The organism is Neptuniibacter sp. UBA6509, from assembly GCA_002435145.1.
Classification (GTDB): Bacteria; Pseudomonadota; Gammaproteobacteria; order Pseudomonadales; family Balneatricaceae; genus Neptuniibacter.
This window is the reverse complement of record DJLT01000013.1, coordinates 15,112-39,428: the sequence shown is the minus strand read 5'-3', so window position 1 is coordinate 39,428 and position 24,317 is coordinate 15,112. Positions and strand designations below refer to the sequence as shown.

General features: G+C 45.2%; 19 protein-coding genes. 4 read left to right on the top strand and 15 right to left on the bottom strand.

All coding sequences use genetic code 11. The features are described 5' to 3' along the window. The first annotated feature begins 5 nt into the window (after positions 1 to 5). Entirely contained in the window at positions 6 to 485 is a 480-nt protein-coding gene (gene coaD / locus B4K11_RS01960; RefSeq protein WP_292951451.1) for a pantetheine-phosphate adenylyltransferase, read from the top strand. 33 nt (positions 486 to 518) lie between these two features. Next, a complete protein-coding gene (locus B4K11_RS01955) occupies positions 519 to 764 on the top strand; it encodes a YfhL family 4Fe-4S dicluster ferredoxin (RefSeq protein ID WP_292951454.1) in 246 nt (81 codons plus the stop codon). A gap of 91 nt (positions 765 to 855) precedes the next feature. On the opposite strand, the gene B4K11_RS01950 is transcribed toward B4K11_RS01955, so the two are convergent. From B4K11_RS01950 to B4K11_RS01915, 8 genes are all read right to left on the bottom strand, one after another. Further along, positions 856 to 1,734 (bottom strand): hypothetical protein, encoded by an 879-nt coding sequence (locus B4K11_RS01950; RefSeq protein ID WP_292951458.1) that lies wholly within the window; start codon positions 1,732 to 1,734, stop codon positions 856 to 858. Further along, positions 1,734 to 1,880, bottom strand: coding sequence for a hypothetical protein (locus B4K11_RS01945; RefSeq protein WP_292951461.1), 147 nt, complete (start codon positions 1,878 to 1,880; stop codon positions 1,734 to 1,736). The genes B4K11_RS01950 and B4K11_RS01945 overlap by 1 nt, the downstream gene beginning before the upstream one ends. Then, positions 1,849 to 2,769: a DUF2515 family protein gene (locus B4K11_RS01940; protein WP_292951464.1), complete on the bottom strand. Its 921-nt coding sequence runs from the start codon at positions 2,767 to 2,769 to the stop codon at positions 1,849 to 1,851. Before B4K11_RS01940 ends, B4K11_RS01945 begins: the two co-directional genes overlap by 32 nt. Before the next feature lie 176 nt (positions 2,770 to 2,945). Beyond that, positions 2,946 to 3,341, bottom strand: a complete 396-nt coding sequence (locus B4K11_RS01935) for a PAAR domain-containing protein (RefSeq protein WP_292951467.1) — start codon at positions 3,339 to 3,341, stop codon at positions 2,946 to 2,948. 77 nt (positions 3,342 to 3,418) lie between these two features. After that, positions 3,419 to 8,575 carry a LamG domain-containing protein gene (locus tag B4K11_RS01930; RefSeq protein ID WP_292951469.1) on the bottom strand — a complete coding sequence of 1,719 codons (5,157 nt, stop codon included), beginning with the start codon at positions 8,573 to 8,575 and terminating at the stop codon, positions 3,419 to 3,421. Positions 8,576 to 8,663: 88 nt separating this feature from the next. Further along, positions 8,664 to 9,182 (bottom strand): DUF501 domain-containing protein, encoded by a 519-nt coding sequence (locus B4K11_RS01925; RefSeq protein ID WP_348703980.1) that lies wholly within the window; start codon positions 9,180 to 9,182, stop codon positions 8,664 to 8,666. Positions 9,183 to 9,304: 122 nt separating this feature from the next. Next, a complete protein-coding gene (gene recG, locus B4K11_RS01920) occupies positions 9,305 to 11,383 on the bottom strand; it encodes an ATP-dependent DNA helicase RecG (protein WP_292951472.1) in 2,079 nt (692 codons plus the stop codon). Further along, positions 11,380 to 12,285, bottom strand: coding sequence for a hydrogen peroxide-inducible genes activator (locus tag B4K11_RS01915; protein ID WP_292951475.1), 906 nt, complete (start codon positions 12,283 to 12,285; stop codon positions 11,380 to 11,382). The genes recG and B4K11_RS01915 overlap by 4 nt, the downstream gene beginning before the upstream one ends. 50 nt (positions 12,286 to 12,335) lie before the next feature. Here B4K11_RS01915 and B4K11_RS01910 point away from each other — a divergent pair, with 50 nt between their 5' ends. Continuing rightward, entirely contained in the window at positions 12,336 to 13,193 is an 858-nt protein-coding gene (locus B4K11_RS01910) for an SDR family oxidoreductase (protein WP_292951478.1), read from the top strand. Between the two features lies 1 nt (position 13,194). Here the strand turns inward: B4K11_RS01910 and ppk1 are convergent, their stop codons facing one another. Continuing rightward, positions 13,195 to 15,345, bottom strand: a complete 2,151-nt coding sequence (gene ppk1, locus B4K11_RS01905; RefSeq protein WP_292951481.1) for a polyphosphate kinase 1 — start codon at positions 15,343 to 15,345, stop codon at positions 13,195 to 13,197. A 54-nt stretch (positions 15,346 to 15,399) separates the two neighbouring features. After that, complete coding sequence (gene hemB, locus B4K11_RS01900; RefSeq protein WP_292951484.1) at positions 15,400 to 16,410, bottom strand: porphobilinogen synthase; 1,011 nt, start codon at positions 16,408 to 16,410, stop codon at positions 15,400 to 15,402. A gap of 197 nt (positions 16,411 to 16,607) precedes the next feature. On the opposite strand from hemB, the gene elbB reads away from it, so the two are divergent. Beyond that, a complete protein-coding gene (gene elbB, locus B4K11_RS01895; RefSeq protein ID WP_292951487.1) occupies positions 16,608 to 17,261 on the top strand; it encodes an isoprenoid biosynthesis glyoxalase ElbB in 654 nt (217 codons plus the stop codon). Between the two features lie 153 nt (positions 17,262 to 17,414). Here the strand turns inward: elbB and B4K11_RS01890 are convergent, their stop codons facing one another. The 5 genes from B4K11_RS01890 to hisB form a co-directional block, all read right to left on the bottom strand. Further along, positions 17,415 to 20,492, bottom strand: a complete 3,078-nt coding sequence (locus B4K11_RS01890) for an efflux RND transporter permease subunit (protein WP_292951490.1) — start codon at positions 20,490 to 20,492, stop codon at positions 17,415 to 17,417. A 12-nt stretch (positions 20,493 to 20,504) separates the two neighbouring features. After that, complete coding sequence (locus B4K11_RS01885) at positions 20,505 to 21,536, bottom strand: efflux RND transporter periplasmic adaptor subunit (RefSeq protein ID WP_292951493.1); 1,032 nt, start codon at positions 21,534 to 21,536, stop codon at positions 20,505 to 20,507. A 472-nt stretch (positions 21,537 to 22,008) separates the two neighbouring features. Beyond that, a complete protein-coding gene (gene hisF / locus B4K11_RS01880; protein ID WP_292951496.1) occupies positions 22,009 to 22,782 on the bottom strand; it encodes an imidazole glycerol phosphate synthase subunit HisF in 774 nt (257 codons plus the stop codon). Positions 22,783 to 22,854: 72 nt separating this feature from the next. Then, positions 22,855 to 23,541, bottom strand: coding sequence for an imidazole glycerol phosphate synthase subunit HisH (gene hisH / locus B4K11_RS01875; protein ID WP_292951499.1), 687 nt, complete (start codon positions 23,539 to 23,541; stop codon positions 22,855 to 22,857). A gap of 4 nt (positions 23,542 to 23,545) precedes the next feature. Further along, positions 23,546 to 24,139: an imidazoleglycerol-phosphate dehydratase HisB gene (gene hisB, locus B4K11_RS01870; protein WP_292951502.1), complete on the bottom strand. Its 594-nt coding sequence runs from the start codon at positions 24,137 to 24,139 to the stop codon at positions 23,546 to 23,548. Positions 24,140 to 24,317: the final 178 nt, after the last annotated feature.

Below are 24,317 nucleotides of genomic sequence, written 5' to 3'. Positions count from 1 at the left end.
CATATATGAATATTGCTGTATATCCAGGAACATTTGATCCTATTACCCATGGTCATATGGATCTGATTGAGCGCGCAGCCAAACTTTTCGACAAAGTGGTTGTCTCAGTTGCTGAAAGTCCTAAAAAGAAGCCTATGCTACCGCTAGAAACTCGCGTTGCACTGGTTCACGAAGTGACTTCTCATCTTGATAACGTCTCAATCACAGGCTTCGATTGCCTGTTGGCTGAACTACTCGAGCAACAGAATGCGAATATTATCCTACGTGGATTACGTGCGGTATCGGATTTCGAATACGAGTTTCAGCTCGCAACGATGAACCGACATTTAGCTCCCAACGTAGAGAGTATTTTTTTAACACCGGCAGAAAACCTATTTTTTGTGTCATCCACCCTGATCCGAGAGATCTCTATCTTAGGTGGTGATGTAAGTAAGTTTGTACATCCTGCGGTGTCAAAGGCCCTGACTGAGCACCTAGGCCATTAATTAATTGATATAAATGACAGTGAGGTAGCCACCATGGCGTTGATCATTACTGATGAATGCATCAACTGTGATGTATGTGAGCCGGAATGCCCTAACGAGGCAATCACTCCAGGTGATGAGATTTATGAAATTGAGCCTTCAAAATGTACTGAGTGTGTAGGTCACTACGATACTCCACAGTGCGTTGAAGTTTGCCCTGTAGACTGCATCCCTAAGGATCCAGATCACGAGGAAAACGAAGCTCAGCTAATGGAGAAATACCAGAAACTTACTGGTTAATCTTCCTTAGCAAAATAGAAAAGCAGGCTGATGCCTGCTTTTTTTGTTTTTGGGCCTGAACTAACAACAAAGTACTCAAACTACTCTCAACTTACGGTTCCACCGGATCAGCTGGATGAACTTTAGGGTCTTGATACTCAGTATCAATGGTATAGCCCTTCGCTTTTAGCTCTTCTTCGGCTTTGTAGCGTATCCGCTTAGAATCTTTGATCTCTTCCACCCAAAGCTCTTGCCAACGTTCACGGTCTTTACCGCTAAATTGCTTTCTCGCAAATTCATCTTGAGTGTAAGCTGAAAAGACTAAGAGATATTCACCCATGGGATCATCCGCTGGTATGCGGCTGTTACGCATAAAACCCACCTCAATAAAAACACCCTCCGCATAAAAGCGCCATAAAGTACGGGCAGTACTTAGCTTTAACCAAGTCTCTAAGGTTGGGGTAACAGAGATATCAGACTGGTAGCCATGATAGGTATTCAGTTTATACTCCCACGACTCATCACCTAAGAGTCGAGGGTCGTCTAAATAATGAACTTGCCGCCAGCCTAGGGTCAGCAAATAGCGCATAAACTGAAGTAAACGGTTTTTGGCCTCTTCATTATTTATTTTTTCTGATTTATTGGTGAAGCCCCAATTAGCACGAAGTTTGGCAACCCCCCGTTCTAAATATTCTATATTTTCCGTAGCAGAAAAACTCAATAAATTCGGTATATCAAAACTGTATTTCCCATGCTCAAAATGCGCTATTGGTAATTGACCTGACTTAAATCTGTTTTCATAAAAATTTAAGCCCGCAGGCTGTCTATCAACATTGCTTTTAAGGTCTAGTCCATTAAGTTGAGCAAACTCGTCCCCTGATTTGCCGACTACTAAGATAGGTGATGGCATCTGACTTCCCTGTTTTTTATCTCTTTCATTGTCACAAGCACTTAATAGGCAGAACAACCCAATAAATATCCAATATTTCATTAATACACCCACTGTGCATCGGGCTCATTGACCCAACTAGCGATTGTTTCAAGTTCTTGTTCCATATAATCGGTGCTCTCATCCATTAAACCATGGAACTTTCCTGCCGCATTTTCAATCCATCCGGTTACGATAATCTTCGACAATTAAATCATCCGGAGCGACTGATTTTAATTCGGAATCATCTATAGTGCATTGGTGGTTAAACACTAACTGGTAGGTTGGCGACATAAAACTAGGCACAAGCGGGTGGCGTTCGAACTCGGCCCAATAGCTAAACTCTGGATCGTTATAGATCACTTTTTGCAAAATAGCATATTGTTCATGCTCCGCAATTTTTAGCAGGCTCTCCCACTGTTCGCTTTGAATTTTCTCCTTCTTAGCCGAGCCTTCAAGTAGCCCCTCTATATTCTGTATATGGGTAAAACCTTGCATAATCTTGGCGGAGGGTTGGAAGTTGTTAATTTTAGGTAACACCTCTTGTGCCCAAGGTATTTGGTTCGTGACTTCTTTAATCGGCTTTTCTAGAGTGTCAGCGTTACGCTTAGTTTCGCAGTACATACCTTGGCGGAATTCATCTGGATAAGTATTGTAAAACCAGTGGCTTGCGGCAATATCTAGAAAAAGCCATACATTACCTTTAGTTAAACCATTGGCGACATCCTCATGATCCAAATACTCTTCGCCACCAACATAACCGACAAAATAAGAGGTTTGGACCCTTGGATCGTCCAGTAAACAAGCAACCGTTTTACTGGCGAAGGCTCCAAGCGCCATCCAGTAATAACGCCCTCTCTTAGCCGGTTCACCGTTTTCTTCTGTTTCTAAATAGAAACGTGCATAAGTCGCGGCTATTCGTTTTGCACGGGCACTGTATAGATCAAGGAAGTTATACTCATTATCATTCACTTCTTCCGAGAGGCGCTTATAGCAAAACACGTGGGCCATTGACCAGAGAAAGTCACAATCACATACGATATCAACCACTTTGTCAGGCGTATCATTTACCGCCCTAATCGGTTCATCTAAAGCCATTCAGAGATCCTTCTCTATTTTTTGAAATTAAATTTCGACCACGATGTATTTAGATCAATTGCTTCGTTTAATACCCGCGAGACAATATTAGTGTGTCCATCGGTAAAACTACGATTATCTTTCACGTGAACTTGCTTAGTTATTTGTCCTGCTTGTTCGGTTAAAAATGGCACGTCTTATAACTCTTTCCCCGATTGCGTTACATATCGGTATTTGAGGCTGGCTTGACGTACAACAGAGGACACATCCCCAAAAGGCATCGAACTACCGGAATAAACTTGATCACCGATCAGTACATTACCCGAACCACTGATAATCACACCACCACAGCTAATGGCATCCCCTAAACGGGCAGCAGGTAACCCATTGATAAAGACAGTACTGGAACCAGCAGAAATTGCCCGACTATGGGGCGAACATGAAGAACACCCATGAGCAGCGGCAGGATCACTCACTCTGGCAGCAGGAAGCCCATTTGTAAAAACATTGGGGCTAGCAGAAATAATAGGGGGAGGTGGAAAGCATCCATGCCCACTAGCTGTATCGCCAAGTCTGGCAGCACCTTTTGACATATCCTTGTCCTAAGTTCTCAATTTTCAGCCAGTATATAGTCTGGGTATAAATTGACCAACCGTTCATTATTTAGTCGTCACTGATAACGTTCTTGCCAAAAAATCATTCGATCATTCCCCCGGGCACGGCCAAACGTAATAATCGCATCCGGCACACTCGAATCACTGGCATCGCCATCTTGATCCCAATCGTAACGTAGCCATTCATCAAGGTTAATCACACTCACAGGGAAATAGCCCGTATTATCACTTCCTGCCGCTGCCGCGCCAGAAGCTGTAAACAGAAGATTAAAATTTCCTGAAACCGCTTCCGTATTCGTTCCAGACGTATTAATACTACCCACGGTTGTGCCATCGCCGACTGTCACTGTTCGATCGGCAACCGCAGCACTAATAGGCGTGCCATCAAACGAAATACGGTTTAACGGGAAAAGGGTACAGCTATCATCAATATTTGTAACGAAGGCAACCCCGTCCCAATACTGGGTCGTAAAAGGTACCGAAATATCTTCTGTTTCAGGACCATGCGCAGACTTAATTTCTAACCGGCCATAACGCAGAACTTGCTCATCACCAATAGACACCGCTGTACAATCACCATCTGAGACACAATCATTATTATCATCGGGTTTCATATTAAGCTGACTACTCTCGAATCCTCTATTATCTAACTCACTACTAATGCTGATACCAAGCTGTAAATTATCAAAGGGGCCATCTTCTAAGCCCGTAGCACTAGGGTCTCGAAGAAAAATAGAATCCGTTCGATCAACAGAATAAACACCAAGTACCCATTCATCACTCGATAAATAACCACTAAAGCGATTACTCAAATTATCACCTGAATTATTATTTTCTGCCTCTCCCTGCATAACCGCAGTAGATGCATATGACAAACTTTCTGAATAGTTCTGAGTTATACGCTGCGCCTCAGCCGTAGCATCAGTAGCACCTTTCGGCCTAGCCTCTAGTTCATAGCTAAGATTGGAGAATGGCTGCTGCATATATGTAAAAGGTGTACATGCCGCAGTAACACTGGAATTAACCCGCACGAAGTGGTCTGGATAGAATCTCCCCACTTTTTCTGGGGCACTGAAAATATCACCTGCGATATCCCCCAGATACTGAGAATGCGACGCCTCTATATTAAAACTTCCTACTTCATCATATTGAAGTGTTGTGGTTACAGGAGCGCCAGCACGTACTGAATACGCAGTGAAGGCTAATGTTGTGCCACCCGAAAAAGCTCCCTCAGTGCCACTTGAAGGTGTATAAGCATCAACCGCTAACTCAACATCCCCTTCAAAATTAGGTGTGACTCCATTACCCGTCACATCAACACCGTCATCTGGCACGCCATCACTATCCGTATCGTGTGTCGCCAAATAACGATACGCATTCACACTCACATCAAAATCGCTGCCAGCAGACGTAAACCCAGCTCCCCCGGTTTCATCCCCCCCTAGATTGTCCTCACCATCTGCCGATATTTGTGTAAAACCAAAAGCAAAAGGGCGAACCACAAATTGAGAGCTGCCTACAAATTCAGCAGCAGGCTCTGCACCGGTATCCACAAAGGAGGCATGCAAATCCATCAGCCCGGCATCAGAATAGGTGAAGACAAAAGGAGCTTTCGCTTCACCATCAAATGTCATGACCACATCTGAATAAGAGCTCGGGGTTGAAGGAGCTGTATTATTTAATGCTAAATCGACAGCAGCATGACTACCGCTCTTAATATTGAACGTTTGCCCTGTAACACAAGTCGCGGGATCATCACACTGAGCCGCCATTTTGATAGTTTTCTGTCCCGAAAAAGCAGCTAAACAAAGAGAAGGGTTATCCTCACCAGCCTGCACGGCTTGGAGATAATAAGTATCTCCATCAGGAGCATCAAAGGATGATTTTCCTGAGATCTGCGTGCCGATTAGCTCATCCCCCGCCGAATCAATGAAGCGGAAGCCAGATAACGAATATTCAATATCGGGATCATCCAGCGCAATCGCACTGCCACTTTCCTCAGTGATAGTGCCATCAGTCACATTAAAGCCAAATGTTTCAGTATCAGCCGACAATACTGGATGAGCAAAAGTTAATACAGCACTTGTCGCGCCGGAGCTAAAGGTAAAACTTGCTTCGCCATCGCCAGCCGTACCGTTGTTAAGAGCCGTGCCACCACTCACAATTCCGATCCAATCCCCTTTGTTGGAGGTTGTGGATAAGTTAACACTACTGCTCAGAGCATCCACAACAGAATGAGCACTGTCATGCGCTGAAATCGTAATCTCTTCTAGCAAGCAAGTCACACCTGCCCCATCATGAGAAATTGAATAATGATCAATCGCCGCTCCGCAAACCCTCGGTGTACCATCCCAGTTATTAGAATTCATAATGTTTGTACGGATAGTACTGATCTGTGTTTCGCTCAGTACAGAATCAAAAATCAAAAACTCGTCAAGATGCCCTTCCCAATCCTGTGAACCATCGAAGCCATCGCCTAAGCCATCTTGATCCTGTCCAATAATTAAACCACCGGTTAATACACTTAGAGGGCTTGTATCATCCCCATCCGTATGGGTAACACAACCCTGACTTGCCCCATCAATCAGAAAACAGCTTTCCGCAGATGACGCCTTTCTCGTCCAGGCCAATTGATGCCAGTCTCCATCGCGCATTGTGGGAGTCGTTGAAGCTAACTTCGTATTATTCTGAAAGGATGTCGAGGTAATCGTCGGCCAAAAGCGGTTATTGTCTTCAAAATATAACACGGCTTCATTTGCACCTAACCCGCTGTCGGCACTAGCCACAGATAAAATGGTAGAGTCCTGAGTAGCCGTTGTTTTCGCCCACACAATAACAGTGAAGTCAGACAAACCATCCATCGCATCTTTATTCATCGACAGATAATCAGTGGTGCCTGCGGCAGAAAGGTCTAAAGAATTACACAATTGAGCATCACTACTGTCCGGTGACGCAACGACAGCAGTACCATGATAATCATTACCGCTAGAATCTAGGACATCATTTGTCCCTCCCCAACTGCTTTCATCGAAACGCCAATCAGCAACTGGGGGTAACGTAACTTCAGTACAATCACCTCGACTTGTACCATCATAATTGTCCCCAGCTTCCTGGTTAGTATATATGGTGCTCACTTCGGTACTTGTCAGGACTGAATCAAATATCAAAACCTCATCGACATCACCATTCGCAGAATTCGCACCTTCCCCTGCGGTATAACTACTACGGTTATCACCCACATACAGTGACAGCATCTCACCGATTGAGCGGTCTGAGCCAAACGTCGCATTAATTTCTTGGTCACCATCGACGAACAGTTGCATCTGCCTATTAGGCATATCCCAAGTTACGACTATATGTGCCCAATCAGAGCTGCCATAGCTAAATACGCTCGATGAGGAATAACGATAATCTGCATCAGATGTATTCTCTAAGCCAAACCTTAAGCGCCCATTTGTTTCTTCTGTTAGAAAAAAGTATTTATTATTAGGATTTGCTGTTGAAGCACTCAACAATATCTTTCGACCATCAGTACCCCAGGTTGTAGATGATCGATACCAGAAACTAATCGTTCCGGTGTCACCAATATCATCATCAACATCAACGCCAGTATCGATTGCATATTGAGCACTAGCCGTAGTATTTTGCCCAATACTTCCAGCACGGCAAATTTTACCATCTGCGATATTAGTAACATTACCACTGCCGGTATCCACAACAGAGCCATCACTAGTACCAATATTGTCAAGAACTTCACCAGTAGTGCCATTCCAACTGGTCTCATCCATTCGATATTCAGCAATGGCTATGGGCACTGATGCAGTTGGGCACGAACGAAGATCAACCGCTTCATCCCAATTTCTACCTGCGGCCTGATTTGTATATATTTCAGTGACATGATCTTGTGTCAGTGTTTCGTCAAACACAAGAACCTCATCCAACTGACCCTGAAAATATTCAGGTGTTCCGCCACCATCTTCAATACGCCCAATACTACTAAAACTTGTGCTTATCGTGCCGGCGGCCACGCCGCCGCTTGCGCTTAAAGAACCGTCAATAAAGATTTGATAAGCTCCCGTTGAGGCATTACGGGTCAAAACAATATGTCGCCAGGTATCACTGTTAATCGCGCTAGAAGATTTAGTACTAGCGTCATCGCCTACACTCAGCCCTACACGCCCTGAACTGTCTAGCCAGCCCCAAAAAATATCATTTGTGCTACTAACAACTTCAACACCCGTGATTCCGGGTGATAGGTAAGTAATACTATCACCCACTTGAGAGGTTTTTACCCAATAGCTCAAGCTCGCCGTTCCCCGTAATACAGATAGATCAATTGCAGACACATAATCATCAGTACCATCAAAACTTCCTGCTCGACAGATCGCACCATTTTCAACTGTACTTGCCCCGCCTTTGGCCTGACCGTCGTGACTATTACCCGTATTATCGACCACTTCATTCGCTAGATCCTGCCAAAGAAGCTCATCCATACGATATTCAAGAATTGGATCAGGAATAGGCCCACTACCCGCTGACGGATTAATAGAAACGCCCGCAATTGCCCAATCATCTGAAGAATCTAGATCCCAAGCGATCTCTGTTGAGTTGGAGCCCGCTAGTGTTGCCCCAGCCCCAGCAAACTTATTGTTGCCGTTAACTTTGACATTCCAGCGTTCAGTTCCTTCAGAAATATCATAGGGATCATCCTGATTCTCAGACGCAGCAACAGCAAACACCAGATCATCGGCTACAGAAGAGATGGTTATAGATGCTTGCCCGCTCACTCCCGTATCGCTCTGAAACGAATCATGGGGGTCCGATTGGTCAACACCTGTAAATGTCATGACCCCTGCACCTGCCCCCTTCTGAACACGAGAAGAGAAAGATATGCTTACATTGGCAGTACCTGAAGATGGATTGACTAACTTCCATATCTCTACCCGACCATCGTCAGAGTTTTGAGCGGTACCAATACGGGTTAACGCAACACCGCCATAAGTAACACTAGAAACAGTTTCTAGATCTTCATTCCAGAAAGAGATGCCCACCAGCATAAAGCGGTCGGAACCACTCCCGGTGGTATGTGAAACAGTGAGTGAGGAACTATTACTGAAAAGGTTACTGGAGGTATTATCGATCGCAATCGCAGCAAAGACCGATTGCAGGGGAGCAATCAGTAAGAAACAGAACCAAAACAACCAACGCTTCATCATCTCTCCTACTGCGATTATTTACAGCTTATCTTTTCAGTATAAACAAGATGTTACCGGCTTACCTTAAGTAGATGTTGATATCATTTTATTGCTTGACCGAAAGAGAGGCTAAACCAAACCGCTCATCCAAAATCTTTCCAATCGCGCTACCTTGTGCTAAATGGTAAGCGTACTGCATATGCAGGCAACGAATCTTATCCCACTGAGAAATACCACCAATCCCGTATTTACTATATAACGGAGTAAAGCCAAGCGCCTCTATACGTGCCTTTTGTTGATCCGAAATAGCTGACCAACGTAGATCAACATAACGCTGCTGATCGGCTAAATGGGCAGCGCGTAACTCTTCATCATCTTGCAACTCTTGCTCAAGCAGTTTAACCGCACCTGCGGTTTCTATCTCAGCAATCGCCTGATAGATATCCTTGCTTGATAGCCAAAACAGGGTAGGAAAAGGTTTATCATCAACCAAACCATCCATCTGTAACACCAGCGGAACACCTTCTTCACTCTGCACAGCAATACCGGCTAACCCTCTTGGCTCTCGGCCTAACTGTTGACGGATAATTTCTAGCTGTTGCTCTGTTGGCTTATTCAGTTTCAATGTGGATCTCAATTTAAAATTTAAGGGTGTGAATAAAAGATAAGAGTCAATTATAGCCTGAAGGCTCTTACGAATGAAAAATGCAGGCTTTCAGTGGTTCATAAAACAAACCAAAATAGCGACTAAACGTTGCCATAATCCTCACCACGTCCTAACCAACGCTCTACCAATGAGTCAGCAAAGTCCGGCCACTCTTGCATCTGTGAGGCAACACTTTTAACCCGTGTTAACAGATCTGAATCACGTTGAAGGTCTGCCATTTTGAACTGCATAACCCCTGTTTGGCGTGTACCTAATACTTCTCCGGGGCCGCGCAACTCTAAATCTTTTTCGGCGATACGAAAGCCGTCCGTTGTTTCTCGCATTACGCTTAAACGTTCTCGGCCTTGTTTCGATAGAGGCGCTTGATACATCAACACACAAAAGCTCTCCACCGAACCTCGCCCTACACGGCCACGTAGCTGGTGAAGCTGTGCTAATCCTAATCGTTCCGGGTTTTCAATGATCATCACACTGGCATTGGGCACATCAACACCGACCTCAATCACGGTAGTGGCCACCAGAAGGTCCAATTCGGCTGCTTTAAACTGACGCATCAGCTCCGCTTTTTCTGCAGGTTTCATTCGCCCATGTACCAGCCCAATATTTAACTCGGGTAAGGTTTCCCGCAACGCTTGCTCGGTGACTTCCGCCGCTTGGCATTGAAGCGCTTCAGATTCTTCAATTAGCGTACAAACCCAATACACCTGACGCTTGTCTTTACAAGCATTACGCACCCGTTGAATCACCTCATCACGCCGTGTATCTGCGATCACAACGGTATTCACGGGCGTTCGTCCCGGCGGAAGCTCGTCGATAATAGAGCAATCTAAATCGGCATACGCACTCATCGTTAACGTTCGTGGGATTGGGGTAGCGGTCATAATCAACTGGTGCGGTGCTAACTCACCATTACGCCCTTTTTCGCGTAAAGATAAACGCTGATGCACACCAAAACGATGCTGCTCATCAATTACGGCCAATCCCAGATCAGAGAAAACAACCTCCTCTTGAAACAGCGCATGGGTACCCACAACAACACGGGCCTCACCACTGCGAATCAGTTCTAACTGCTCTTTACGTGCTTTGCCTTTTAGTTTCCCTGCTAACCAAGCGACTTTTACATCGAGCGGTTCCAGCCATTGGGTAAAATTGATGTAATGCTGTTCAGCAAGAATCTCTGTTGGCGCCATAATCGCTGCTTGCAAACCGCTCTCAACCGTTTGGATCGCAGCTAAAGCAGCAACAACGGTTTTACCGGAACCTACATCCCCCTGAACTAAACGTAGCATTGGGAAGCCTTGCGCTAAGTCTTTAGCCACCTCATCCCCGACGCGACTTTGAGCCCCCGTTAAGGGAAAAGGTAGCTGAGCGAGGAATGCGTTTTTTAACTCACCGTTTCCGGGCAGCTCAGGCGCTCCCTTTTTACGTGTTTTCTGACGCAGCTTTAGTAATGAAAGATGATGAGCAAGCAGCTCCTCAAAAGCTAACCTCCGCTGTGCAGGATGCATCCCTTCTAATAATAGGTGTTGGTCCACATCAACGGGTGGACGATGCAGATACGCCACAGCATTATCTAATCCTGGAAACTGCCACCCCTGCCGAAGAGATTCAGGTACCAGTTCTTGCAGTGCTCCATCTTTTAGATATTGCAGTGCTTGTTCAGTCAGCGCTCTTAAACGCCCTTGATGCAATCCTTCAGTCGTGGGATAAACAGGTGTTAAATGCTCCTCAACGGGCACTAAGTCATCACTCTCAACACGCTTATATTCCGGGTGAACAATCTCTAAACCGTTTGCACCGGTTCTGACTTCACCAAAACAGCGAATTCGCACACCTAGCTTTAAATTATTCTTCTGTGACGCGGAGAAATGGAAAAAACGAAGTGTGATCATACCGGTGCCATCTTGAATACGGCAGAGCAAGCTTCTCCGTTTTCCTCGACTGACATCAGCCAGTTTGACCTCACCTTCGACAACACATTCATCACCCGGCCGGAGAGAGCCCATAGGTACAATGCGGGTTCGATCTTGATAGCGTAGAGGCAGGTGAAACAAGAGATCTTGTAAATTACGAACACCTAAATTATGAAGTTTGAGCTCAAGTGCTGCCCCTACCCCCTTTAACTCACCAACCGATATATCGGCTAGAGATACACTCATCGCTTACTCGCTGGGTCGAAGCTGCTTATAGCTTCGACCAATACATCAATAGCTTGTGGTCTTGGGTAACTAGCACGCCATGCCACACCCACGGTCCGCTGAGGTACAGGCTCTTTAAATGGGCGAGTTACCACCATGTCAGATGCAATGGAACCATAAACCGCAGATTGAGGAAGTACAGAACAGCCTAAACCTGAGCCCACCATCATACGGATAGTTTCTAAAGAGCTTCCTTCCGTAATAGTGTGTTGGTCATGTAGCGCCTGAGTCAGCGTAGGACAAGACTCCAGAACCTGATCACGGAAGCAGTGACCTTCCCCCAGTAACAACAAAGGAGTTTGTGGCAGATCTTCACTGTTAATTTTTTTCTGCTGTGCCCAGGGATGTCCTTTTGGCATCAACATTTCAAAGCCTTCATCGTATAAAGGCCGCGTTAAAATATCTGGCTCATTGAAAGGTAAAGCTAGAATAATGGCATCAAGTTCACCATTACGAATTTTCAGCCTAAGGTTTTCAGTAAAGTTCTCTTCAATATAGAGCGGCATCTCAGGTGCCAACTGCTGAACTTGTGAAACAAGGTGCGGAAACAGATAAGGGCCAATCGTATAAATTGCACCGACTCTTAAAGGGCTTTTAAGTTGATCTTTGCCTTCTAGGGCAAGATCTTTAATCCTATCTGCTTGCTCAAGCACCTTTTGCGCTTGTTGGACCACTTTTTCCCCAACAGGGGTCACTTGTACTGAATTTTTACTTCTCTCAAACAGAGGAACACCTAACTCATCCTCTAATTTTTTAACCGCAATGGACAAGGTAGGCTGGCTGACAAAGCATTTTTCAGCCGCATGGCCAAAATGCTGCTCTCGGGCCAAGGTAACAATGTAGCGTAATTCTGTTAAGGTCATGCAGCTTTACCTTTTGCTATGATGCCATTCATTCTTAAATCGGAGGCCCTATGCCTGATACAAAACAACGCACGATTTTAATCGCAGGCTGCGGCGATGTTGGTTCGACCCTTGGCCAATTGCTTCTAAAACAAGGAGAAAAGGTACTTGGCCTACGACGTAATATAAACCAGCTACCGCAAGGCATCCAAGGAATAAGCGCAGATCTATGCCAAATAGACACATTAACATCAGCCCTAAAGGATATTTCTGATTGCGATGTACTGGTTTATAGCGCAGCGGCCACAAATCATAGCGAAGAAGGCTATCAAGCCGCTTATATTGATGGGCTTTGCAATCTACTCCAAGCACTACCCTGCCGCCCTAAGTATTTATTCTTTACATCCAGTACAGGCGTTTACCATCAAGCAGATCAGAGCCTTATCGACGAAAAAAGCCCATGTGAGCCAACTCGATTCAACGGTAAATTAATGCTTGAGGCTGAGCAAAACGTCATTAAAGGAGAGATTCCTAGCACCGTGGTTAGATTTAGTGGCATATACGGACCTGGCCGTAATCACCTAATCAACAAAGTGAGGAAAGGAGAGATCGCCCCATTAGAGCCCTGTCTCTATACCAATAGAATCCACAGGGATGACTGTGCGGGCGTGCTTTATCATCTTATTAACAAGCAATTTAATGGTGATAAGCTTGAGCAGTGTTATTTAGCTTCTGATAATCAGCCGGTCTCTTTGCACGATGTGACCTCGTGGCTTGCAGAACAGCTAAACGTAACAGCTACAGTAGAATCAGTATCTCGAGCTACCGGCAGCAAGCGATGTGATAATAGCCTCCTAAGAAAATCAGGGTATGTATTCAAATACCCCAATTACCAAGAAGGCTATAAAGCGCTATTAAAAGCAGAATAATTTACTTGGCAAACTCTTCTAATAGGGTTTGCTGAGAAGAAAATATCTCTTCGCCTTCTGCAGGCTGATTTTGAACATAACTGCCATCGGCTTGTAGCTCCCAGCTTTGGCAGTTATCACGCATGCAATAGTCCAGCTCTCGCTTAAGACGCTCCGCATGCTTACCAAACACTTGGAAACCTGTTTCAACACGGTTAAGCATGTTGCGTTCCATCCAATCGGCACTGGCGCAGATCACCTCAGGTTTACCATTATTGCCAAAATAATACACACGAGTGTGCTCTAGGAATCGGCCAATAATCGAACGCACTTTAATATTATCTGACAACCCTTCAATGCCTGGACGTAATCGGCACATCCCGCGGATGATCAACTCTATTTTCACGCCAGCTGCGGATGCTTCATATAAAGCTCTGATCAATTTAGGCTCAGTTAACCCATTCACTTTAACCATGATATGGCCCGGTTTACCGGATTTAGCTAAACGGGTTTCGTTTTTAATCGCATCGAGCATTTTGGCATGCAGAGTAAACGGCGCGTTATACAACTTCTTCAGTTTTTGAATCTTGCCCATTCCAGTCAGCTGCTGGAAGACCTTATGTACATCTTCACCCACCGCTTGGTCAGCTGTGAGGAAACTATAGTCAGAATACAAACGTGCAGTACCCGAATGATAATTACCTGTACCTAAATGGGAATAACGAATCAGTTTAGAGCCTTCCTCTCGTATTATAAGCATCGCTTTTGCGTGGCATTTATAACCAACTACGCCATATACCACGAGACAGCCCGCTTCTTGCAACCTTGCCGCTAAATGCAGGTTACTCTCCTCATCAAAGCGGGCGCGCAATTCAATCACTACCGTGACCTCTTTACCACTTCGGGCCGCTTCAACCAGCGCATTTACAATGTCTGATTTCACACCGGTACGGTATAACGTTTGCTTAATCGCAACGACATCGGGATCTTTAGCCGCTTGACGTAAAAGATCCACGACAGGGGTAAAAGACTGAAACGGATGCAATAAAAGCTGGTCACCAGACTTCAGAGCTTCAAATACGTTATCACCTTTCAATTTACCCGGAATACCAGGTGAAAAAGGTTTCCAACGTAGATCATTACGCTCCAGCAGATCCCGAACGGCCATCAAACGCGTAAGGTTGACGGGGCCATCCACACGATAGGTTTGAGATTCATCCAACGTATATTCTTTTTGCAGGAATTCAATTAGCTCTTCAGGTGTTCGCTGATCCACCTCTAAACGAACCGCATCACCGTACTTACGTGAATGCAGCTCACCACGTAAGGTGTTTGCTAAATCCTCTACATCTTCCACATCAAAGGTCATATCCGCATTACGTGTGATACGGAACTGGAAGCACCCTTCAACCTTCATGCCGGGGAACAGTTCATCCGCGAACTCATGGATAATGGAAGAGAGGAAAATAAGATTATCACCACCTTCACACAGCTCATCGGGCAGGCGAATTAAGCGCGGTAATGAACGAGGGGCCGGTATAATTGCCATCCCCGTTTCACGCCCAAAGGCATCTTTACCATCGAGTTGAACTATAAAGTTAAGGCTTTTGTTAACGAGGCGCGGGAATGGGTGCGAGGGATCTAACCCTACTGGACTGATAACCGGCACAACCTTTTCTTGGAAATAAGTTTCTACCCATTCACGCTGCTCAGCAGTCCACAGATGACGACGAATGAAATGGATATTTTCTTTCTCCATCTCCAAAAACAGCATCTCATTCAGGATTTTATACTGGCGCTCTACCGTAAGGTGACAGATCTCACTAATGCGCTCTAACACCGTTTTCGGATGCATCGCGTCAGGACCTACGGCCTCACGTCCGTATTTCAACTGAGTCATCTGTTCAGCAACACGGATTTCGAAAAACTCATCCAAGTTACTAGAGAAGATTAAGAGAAACATTAACCGCTCAAGTAGGGGATGTTTCTCATCTAACGCTTGCTCAAGTACGCGTATATTAAACTGTAAATGGCTGAGTTCACGGTTGATATAGAGTTCCGGTGCTTTGAGGTCAACCGGGGTTTCCTCTACTTCTTGCTCAGTGATCGCCACACTTTCTCGACTTTCTAATAACGCCGCTGCCGCTTCACTCTGTTCAATAACATCAACCATAACTACTCAGCCTTCTTTCCTTATTAGCATTTATCCTACGATCAATTCGTAGAACTATTCGTTCAACATCTGTGCAACACGTTTAGCGAAATAAGTCAGTACGCCATCTGCGCCCGCGCGTTTAAACGCAAGTAGCGATTCCAGCATAACACTACGTTCATCCAACCAACCGTTTTGGAAAGCAGCCATATGCATCGCATACTCACCGCTCACCTGATAAACATAAGTCGGTGCTTTCAATTCGTCTTTTACACGGCGAACAATATCTAAGTATGGCATACCCGGTTTAACCATCACCATATCGGCACCTTCCGCCAGATCCAATGCCACTTCATGTAAGGCTTCATCGCTGTTGGCCGGGTCCATCTGGTAACTGAATTTATTACCTTTACCAATATTACCTGCAGAACCTACCGCATCACGAAACGGACCATAGTAAGCACTTGCATACTTGGCTGAATAAGCCATGATGAGTGTATTAACAAAGCCGTTACTCTCAAGCTCATCACGAATGCCGCCAATACGGCCATCCATCATGTCACTTGGGGCGATAATATCTGCACCGGCTTCCGCATGAGAGACGGCCTGTTGAATCAACGTATCTACCGTACGATCATTCAGAACATAACCCGTTTCATCGATAATGCCGTCCTGACCATGCGTCGTAAAAGGATCTAACGCTACATCGGTCATGATCCCCATCTCTGGGCACGCATCTTTTATCGCCTTAACCGCACGCTGAGCAAGCCCATCTGGGTTATATGCTTCTTCAGCAAACTCAGTTTTTGCATCCATTGGGGTAACAGGAAACAGGGCCATCGCTGGCACACCTAAAGAGTTCAGCTCTTTTGCTTCTTTTACCAACAGGTCGATGCTCATACGCTCAACGCCCGGCATAGAAGCCACCTGTTCAGTCTCACCCTGCCCCTCGATAACAAAAACGGGATAGATAAGATCATCAGGTGTTAAAACATTTTCCCGCATTAAGCGTCGAGAAAAATTACCTGCGCGCATACGGCGCATACGGGTTTCAGGGTAAAAGCGTTGACTGTTATTAAAGGACACGGCAACTTCCTTATAAGATGCAAAGGTGAATTGGACATAAAAAAGATGACAAACGTATGACAAAGATAGCTAACCTTTGTAATTTACGACTTTGCACATCGTCAATATCATCATAGTAATAATGTAGATCTTATCGTAATCTTTACCCAAAAGGGTATGACCGAACGCATATCAGACTAGTTTAGGAGCTTATCAACATGAAGAAAGTGGCAGTTATTCTCTCCGGGTGTGGTGTTTATGATGGCGCAGAGATTTATGAATCCGTTTTAACACTACTGAGCATTGCTGAAAACGGTGCGGAATCTCAGTGTATGGCTCCTAATATTGAGCAAATGCATGTGGTTAATCACCTCACAGGAGAGCCTTCAGAAGGTGAAAGCCGTAACGTGCTGGTTGAATCTGCTCGCCTAGCCAGAGGTGAAATAATCGACCTCACTACAGCGAACCCTGCTGATTATGATGCACTGATTATCCCAGGTGGATTTGGCGCCGCTAAAAACCTATCCGACTTTGCCCTGAATGGCTCAAACTGTCAGGTTAACCCTGATGTTGTTGCATTCACTCAAGCAATTCACAACGCAGGCAAGCCTGTCGGTCTAATGTGTATTGCTCCAGCGATGACGCCTCTGCTTTTTGGTGACAGCGTAAACTTCACAATCGGTACAGACCCAGAAACAGCTGGCGCAATTGAATCGATGGGCGGCACCCACAACAATTGTAGTGTTGATCAAATTGTCATTGATGAAACACTGAAAGTGGTGACAACTCCCGCGTACATGCTTGCGGGCTCTATTACGGAAGTCGCAGCGGGTATTCGTAAACTTGTCGACCAAGTCGTCAAGATGGCTTAAACCTCTGAAACTATAAAGCATTAACTGCGCGAAGCTAACTGCCCAGCGCAGTATCGACTAAGCTACCGGGAATCCATTCCCAAAAAACAATTTCGGAAGCGACCTCGCAACGTTTATGTTTCAACCGACATTAACGATAACCCATCTAAAAAGTTATTTGCTCCGCCAAGACCACTGCATAAAGATGCGATAGAGCATGGGAATTAAAAACAGGGTCAGTACAGTCGAAAAAGCTAAACCACTTACGATTGCTGTCGCCACAGGCCCCCATATAAGAGAGTGTCCACCTAGACCCGTTGCCAATGAGAACAAACCCGCTATGGTGGTTAATGATGTAATGATAATAGGAATGACCCTACGTCTAGCGGCATAAAGCGTCGCATGTTTCACCGACATCCCTTTATCTAAACGCTGGTTACCCGCAGAGATCAATACTATTGCTGCATTTACTGCAATGCCTGCCAACGCCACCACCCCATACATAGTAAACAAACTCAGTGGATTCTGGGTAATCAAAAGCCCCATAACCACACCCGTAAACGCCATAGGAATTGTCATTAAGATCATAAGAGGCTGCACATAACTCGAAAACTGCGTGCCTAGAATCAGGTACATCAAGCCGATGCCGAAAAGGAACAGAATACCAATCGCATCCATACTTTCTTGGATATCATCTAGCTCCCCAGAGAAATCCAAATCAAGATTAGGAAATTGCTCTTGCAGCTGTGTATTCCAATGTTCAACCACCATTCCATTCGCGGTCACAGTATCAATTGAATCAGGAACAAGGTCCGCTTCAACCGTAATCGCCCTGCGGAAATTGTAATGACGGATATTACCTAAGGCCTGCTGCCGTTCATAAGTCACCAAGTTAGACAACGGAATCATTTCGCCATCAAGCAGTGGTAACTTAAATTGAAGTAGCTGGTCAATATCGGTAAAGCTTTGTGGCTGAGCTCTGACCCGAACCTCGAGTTTTTCACCCTCATGCTGCATATCCGCAACAATTTCACCATCCACTAGTAATTGAGCGGTCCGGATAACCTCCATTGGATTCAAGCCAGCCTGAGTAATTGCATCGTAGTTAGGCAATAGCGTTAACGTCATGCGCCCGCCACCAGCATCATCGGTGATATCGGTAATCGCTTCAACCGATGACATATAGGTTTGAAGTGCATCAGCAGCTGCACGAATCTCAGCGTATTCATCCCCGCGTACTTTAATGCTGATAGGCTTAGAGACCGGCGGACCACCCGCTAAACGTAAAAAGGTAATATTCGTTGGTCCAGGAACGGCAAGCAGATCATCACGTACAGCAGCGAGCAGCTCATCAACTGTACGGTTATCATCACTTTTAGGTTTCAAGCCCACAAGAACTTGCCCATAGTGCTCACCAAACATAGGAGAGGTTTCCGTAAATTGCTGCCCAGCGTAACCAACAATAGCGCGCACATCCTCATCTTTCAGATGTTTACGAACAACCGTTTCCATCTGCTTAACTTTGTCTAAGGTAGCGGATAACGAGGTTTGCGGCGCCATCTCAATATTGACGTAAAATAAACGTAGCGGGTCAGAGGCAAAGAAATCCATCTTAATCATGCCAGCCCCCAGCGCTCCCATTGAGCCGATAAACAGAACACCTATCGTACTAAACGTCAGGACCGGACGACGCATCGCCTTAATCAAGGTACGCACATAAGTGATCTGGATCTTATGCGTCATTCTTTTTCTGAAACGCTGCATACGTCCGGGATTACTAAACTTCACTTTAGATACGCTGACATGTACAGGCAGCATCCAAAAGGCTTCCACTAAGGAGATTGCCAATGCAATAGTTACCACCATAGGAATGACACGCATGAAATCCCCAAGAATCCCTGGCAATAACATTAACGGCATAAACGCTGCCATCGTTGTTAATACTGCGCTGGTGACAGGCCTTCCAACCTCACGAAGCGACTCCATTGTGGCTTCATAAACAGGGGTTCCCTGCTGCAATCGATGGTAGATTGCTTCGACCACCACGACTGCATCATCTACCAACATCCCCAGCACAATCACCACACCCAACAGCACAGTCACGTTCAGGGTTTCACCCATCCCCCACAGCACCCAAAAGGTTCCAGCCAGAATAAATGGGATACCTATCGCAGTCAGAAACGCTATGTGCGCCCCTAAGAACAACCAGGCCACAAGCAAAACTAATAGCAAACCGATCAAGGCATTAGTTTGCATCAGATCGATCGCTTCTCGGGTCGGTATGGTTTGATCATCAACCAGTACTAACTCAACCCCTGTTGCATGTTGCAGTTCATTTCGCTGTGCCATGTAGGCTTTGACCTCTTCAACAAGATCAATCGTATTTGCCTTCGACTTTTTCATCACAGCTAAAACAACAGCGGGCTTGCCATCAATTATGGCGTCTTGAGCCGCTTTCTCTCGCGTTTGTAGCACATTGGCAACCCGCCCGAGGGAAATCTCATCGCCCTGTAAGCCAACTAAAGGAAGCTGTTTTACTTTATCAGGGTCCGCACTTCGCCCTACCATTCGCACCAACCAAGATTGCCCACCCACATCAACACTACCGGCAGAGATATCTCTAAACCAGACGGATACAGTATCGGCTAAGACGGTGGGAGAAAGAGACAATGCCTCTAAAGCAGCGGGATCAAAATTTACTTGGAGTTCGGGATCATCTAGGCCAACGGGATCAACACGATCAATCCCAGCCATCCGCTCAAGATCCTCCTCGACATTACGTGCCTGAACGCGAAGGTTGTCATCATCGTCCAATGCAGTCACCGCTAACGTGACACTTGGAAACGCATTCGCACTGGTGATCTCTAAAATAACCGGATCAACTGTATTCGCTGGAAGCTCGTCTTCTACATTTTGGATTTCACGGCGTAGATCATTAATACGCTTATCAAAAGTGCGTTCATCAATATCTTCAAAGCGAATTAATAAACTGGAAACCGCCTCACGGCTATTAGAGGAAGCAAACTTAATATCAGAAATATTACGGATCACATCTTCCAACGGGTCAGTGACCCGTTTTTCAATGTCTTCAGCGCTCGCACCGGGCAAAACAGTAGTCACTATAACCCAATTGAAATTGATAGTTGGGTCTTGTTGACGGGGTAGCAAGTTATAGCAAAGAAAACCTATCAGCAGCACTAAAACAAAGGTTAGATTCGCAAGTACATGGTTCTTAAACAAACGACTCAACATAGTCGACTATCCTTATTCAGCGACAACTTCAGCAGCAACGACAACCGCCTCACCGACTTTAATGCCATGTTGGCCTTCAACGATGATTAACGTTTCTGATGGTAATTCTACCTGCGCGGCTTGCCCTTCGATTGCATTAGGTAAGCGAATAAAATCAGCGTTACCCTCTACAACCTGCATTAAACCTAACTCGCCTTTGCGTGAAACAACATATTGGATAGGTAAGCGACCTGTAGATTCCTTCCAAATAACACGCCCACTGCTACCCGTTAAAGCAACTGAATCCCCCATAAACGAGAAGCGTGCCTCTTGAGTACGCGCCCGGGTATCGATCAATGGAACAACAGAACGAAGCTCTACAGGGTAGCGCTGTCCTGCAAACTGATAATGAACTGAATCCTGCGAATTCAGATCAAGCGCTTGCAGGCTTTCTAACTGTGCTTCCGTTAAATGCACTGCCACTTCACGGCTCTCATGGCCTAACACTTTAACCAAGGGAGTTCCGGGCGTGACTAAGCTGCCTTCGCTCACCATGCGTGTAGTGATAACACCTGAAAATGGCGCTTTAGGAGAGCAACGTTCAACTATGAGTTCCGATGTAGCTAGCCCAGCCTTAGCCCCCTGTTCCTGGGCTAATAAACTGGCGAGTTCAGCACGGCGCTGATCACGTAGTTCTAATGAAGCATTTTTCTGTTTAAGTAACCTTTCGGCCCGGGAAAGCTGTTGTCGCGCTAAGCGTGCCTGAGCTTGAAGCGCTTTGAGTTCGCTTTGTGATTGCTGCTCTGCTAAATGATAGTCACGACATTCAAGCTGAATTAAAGCTTGGCCCTTTTCAACAATATCACCTGTTTTTACCAATACTTTGTCAACATTAGCTGCTAACCGCGCACTTATGACCGCATGATCATCATTAATCACTTGAGCTGGGGCGCTCTGATAGGAAGCAGCCAACAATTCAGATAGAGGCTTAACCACTACCGAAGTTGCTGCAAAAGAGATGGAGCTAACACAAAAAAACAGACAACCGACTACTTGCTTCATCATTATTCCCTAAGCTTTTTCTAAACTTTTCCCTATGAAGCGCTTTCGGCGTTTTCTTACATAGCGCTAGAGCGTACTTTCAACTAAACGCGCAAGGCTCTTTCCTAGAAAACGCACAGGGCCTTTTCCTACAAAAACGCGTAAGGCTAATTCCTAAACTACCTTTTAAAATCGGTGCTCAAGTGATGCTTAAACCTTATATTTAGCTACAAAATAATGCACTACCTTCGTCTTAATAGCCACCACATGCGATTGATAATGATTATAAAAAACATGTAAATCAAACGATTTGCATGCTTTTCTCTGCAACAGCATGTTGCAGATTAAATTCACTTCGCAGCTATCCCAACCACTCACTAAGGATTGCTTCATTAGCTCACCAGTATCAGCTTCTGTATTTCCCTATTTCAGCCATAAAAAAAGCCCCACCGGTAACGGAAGGGCCTTTAACGCGTTATTTAGTTATGAAGTAAGCTTACAAGCGAACTTCAATTCCTTTATCACGCATATGTTCTTTTGCTTGAGGGATCGTGTATTCATTAAAATGGAAAATCGACGCCGCGAGTACAGCATCCGCTTTACCTTCAATACAGCCTTCAACAAGATGATCTAAATTACCAACACCGCCAGAAGCAATAATCGGCACACTGACCGCTTCACTAATCGCGCGCGTCACTTCAAGATCATAGCCATTTTTAACGCCATCTTGGTCCATTGATGTAAGTAAAATCTCACCGGCACCAAGCTCAACCATTTTCTTAGCCCACTCTACAGCATCAATGCCTGTAGGTTTACGACCACCGTGGGTGAAAATCTCCCAACAGTTTTCTTCACCCTCTTTTGAGACTTTTTTAGCATCAATAGCAACAACGATACATTGCGAACCAAAACGATCTGCTGCTTCTTTAACAAACTCAGGGTTAAAAACAGCTGCAGAGTTGATAGAAACTTTATCTGCACCAGCATTCAACATAGTGCGAATATCGTCACAGGTACGAATACCGCCACCCACAGTGAGTGGGATAAAGACTTGAGAGGCCATACGTTCAACCGTATGCACCATCGTATCGCGGCCTTCATGAGTAGCCGTTATATCAAGAAAGGTGATCTCATCCGCACCTTGCTCATCATAACGCTTTGCCACTTCAACAGGGTCACCCGCATCGCGGATATCTACAAATTGAACACCCTTAACTACACGGCCATTTTCTACATCGAGACAAGGAATAATGCGTTTTGCCAATGCCATCAGTATCTACCTTTAATCTAAATTTTCTACATCACACTTTTAAGACAATAACTTAAGACCAAAAAGTGCTATTTAAGATGATGGTTTCAACGTATTTTCAGTCAAAACAGCCGGTTCAGGCTGACCATCCCAATTAAGAAAGTTCTTTAAAAGCTGCAAACCCGCTTTTGAGCTTTTCTCCGGATGGAACTGAACAGCAAAGACATTATCTCGAGCTAATGCCACATCAAACGTTTTACCGTAACGGCAAACGCCTGAAACCACTTCATTTTGCTCAGCTTTAACGTAGTAGCTATGAACAAAATAGAAACGGCTGCCATCTTCAATATCTTTCCACAATGGATGGTCTGTCATTTGAGCAACTTCATTCCAACCCATATGAGGTACTTTAAGGCGATCTCCGTATTCTTCTAGATCATCACCAAAGTATTCAACATTACCGCTAAAATGCGACAAGCATTCTACGCCTGAGTTCTCCTCAGAATGCTGCATTAACGCCTGCATACCAACGCAAATACCTAAGAATGGCTTACCTGAATTAATCGCATCAGCCACCTCTTTATCTACACCAAGGCGCAACATCTCTGCGATACAATCCCGTATAGCACCAACACCCGGTAGAATAACCCGATCGGCACTCGCAACTAGCGCCGGGTCAGCAGTAACACGTACTTCCACACCCGGTTCAACAAACTCTAATGCTTTGGCAACGGAATGGAGGTTCCCCATTCCGTAGTCGATGACAGCTACGCTCGACATAATTCTATAAACATCCTTTAGTAGATGGCATCACATCAGCCGCACGCGCATCAATTTCTAATGCATTACGTAATGAACGGCCAAACGCTTTAAAGATCGTTTCTGCCTGATGGTGGGCATTAAAGCCTTTTAAGTTATCCACATGCAGAGTCACACCCGCATGGTTAACAAAACCCTGGAAAAATTCCCAGAAAAGCTGAGTATCAAAACGACCAATATTGCCACGTGTAAACTCAACGTTCATCTCAAGACCTGGGCGGCCAGAAAAGTCGATAACAACACGTGATAACGCTTCATCTAGAGGGCAATAAGCATGACCGTAACGCATGATCCCTTTACGATCACCTACAGCATCTTTAAACGCTTGGCCCAAAGTGATACCGATATCTTCTACCGTATGATGATCATCAATATGGTTATCACCTTTGGCATAGATATCTAAATCAATAAGACCATGACGGGAGATCTGCTCCATCATGTGCTCTAAAAAAGGCACCCCGGTATCTGCCTTGAACTGGCCAGATCCATCAATATTTACCGACACAGTTATTTGTGTCTCTAGAGTATTTCGGCTTACCTTGGCTGTACGTTCCGCCATGGTTATCTCCCGCAAGTTAAATCAGAGCGCCGATTATACAACCATCCCTTCATCCATGCACCGTTGATCACAGGTTTCGGATAAATATAACGCGTCCTACTATATAAAGACTTTCAGGCAAATATAGATTGAGTAGGCTATCTTTTAATTACTCCTTATCCAATCAGGCTTCCTAGTT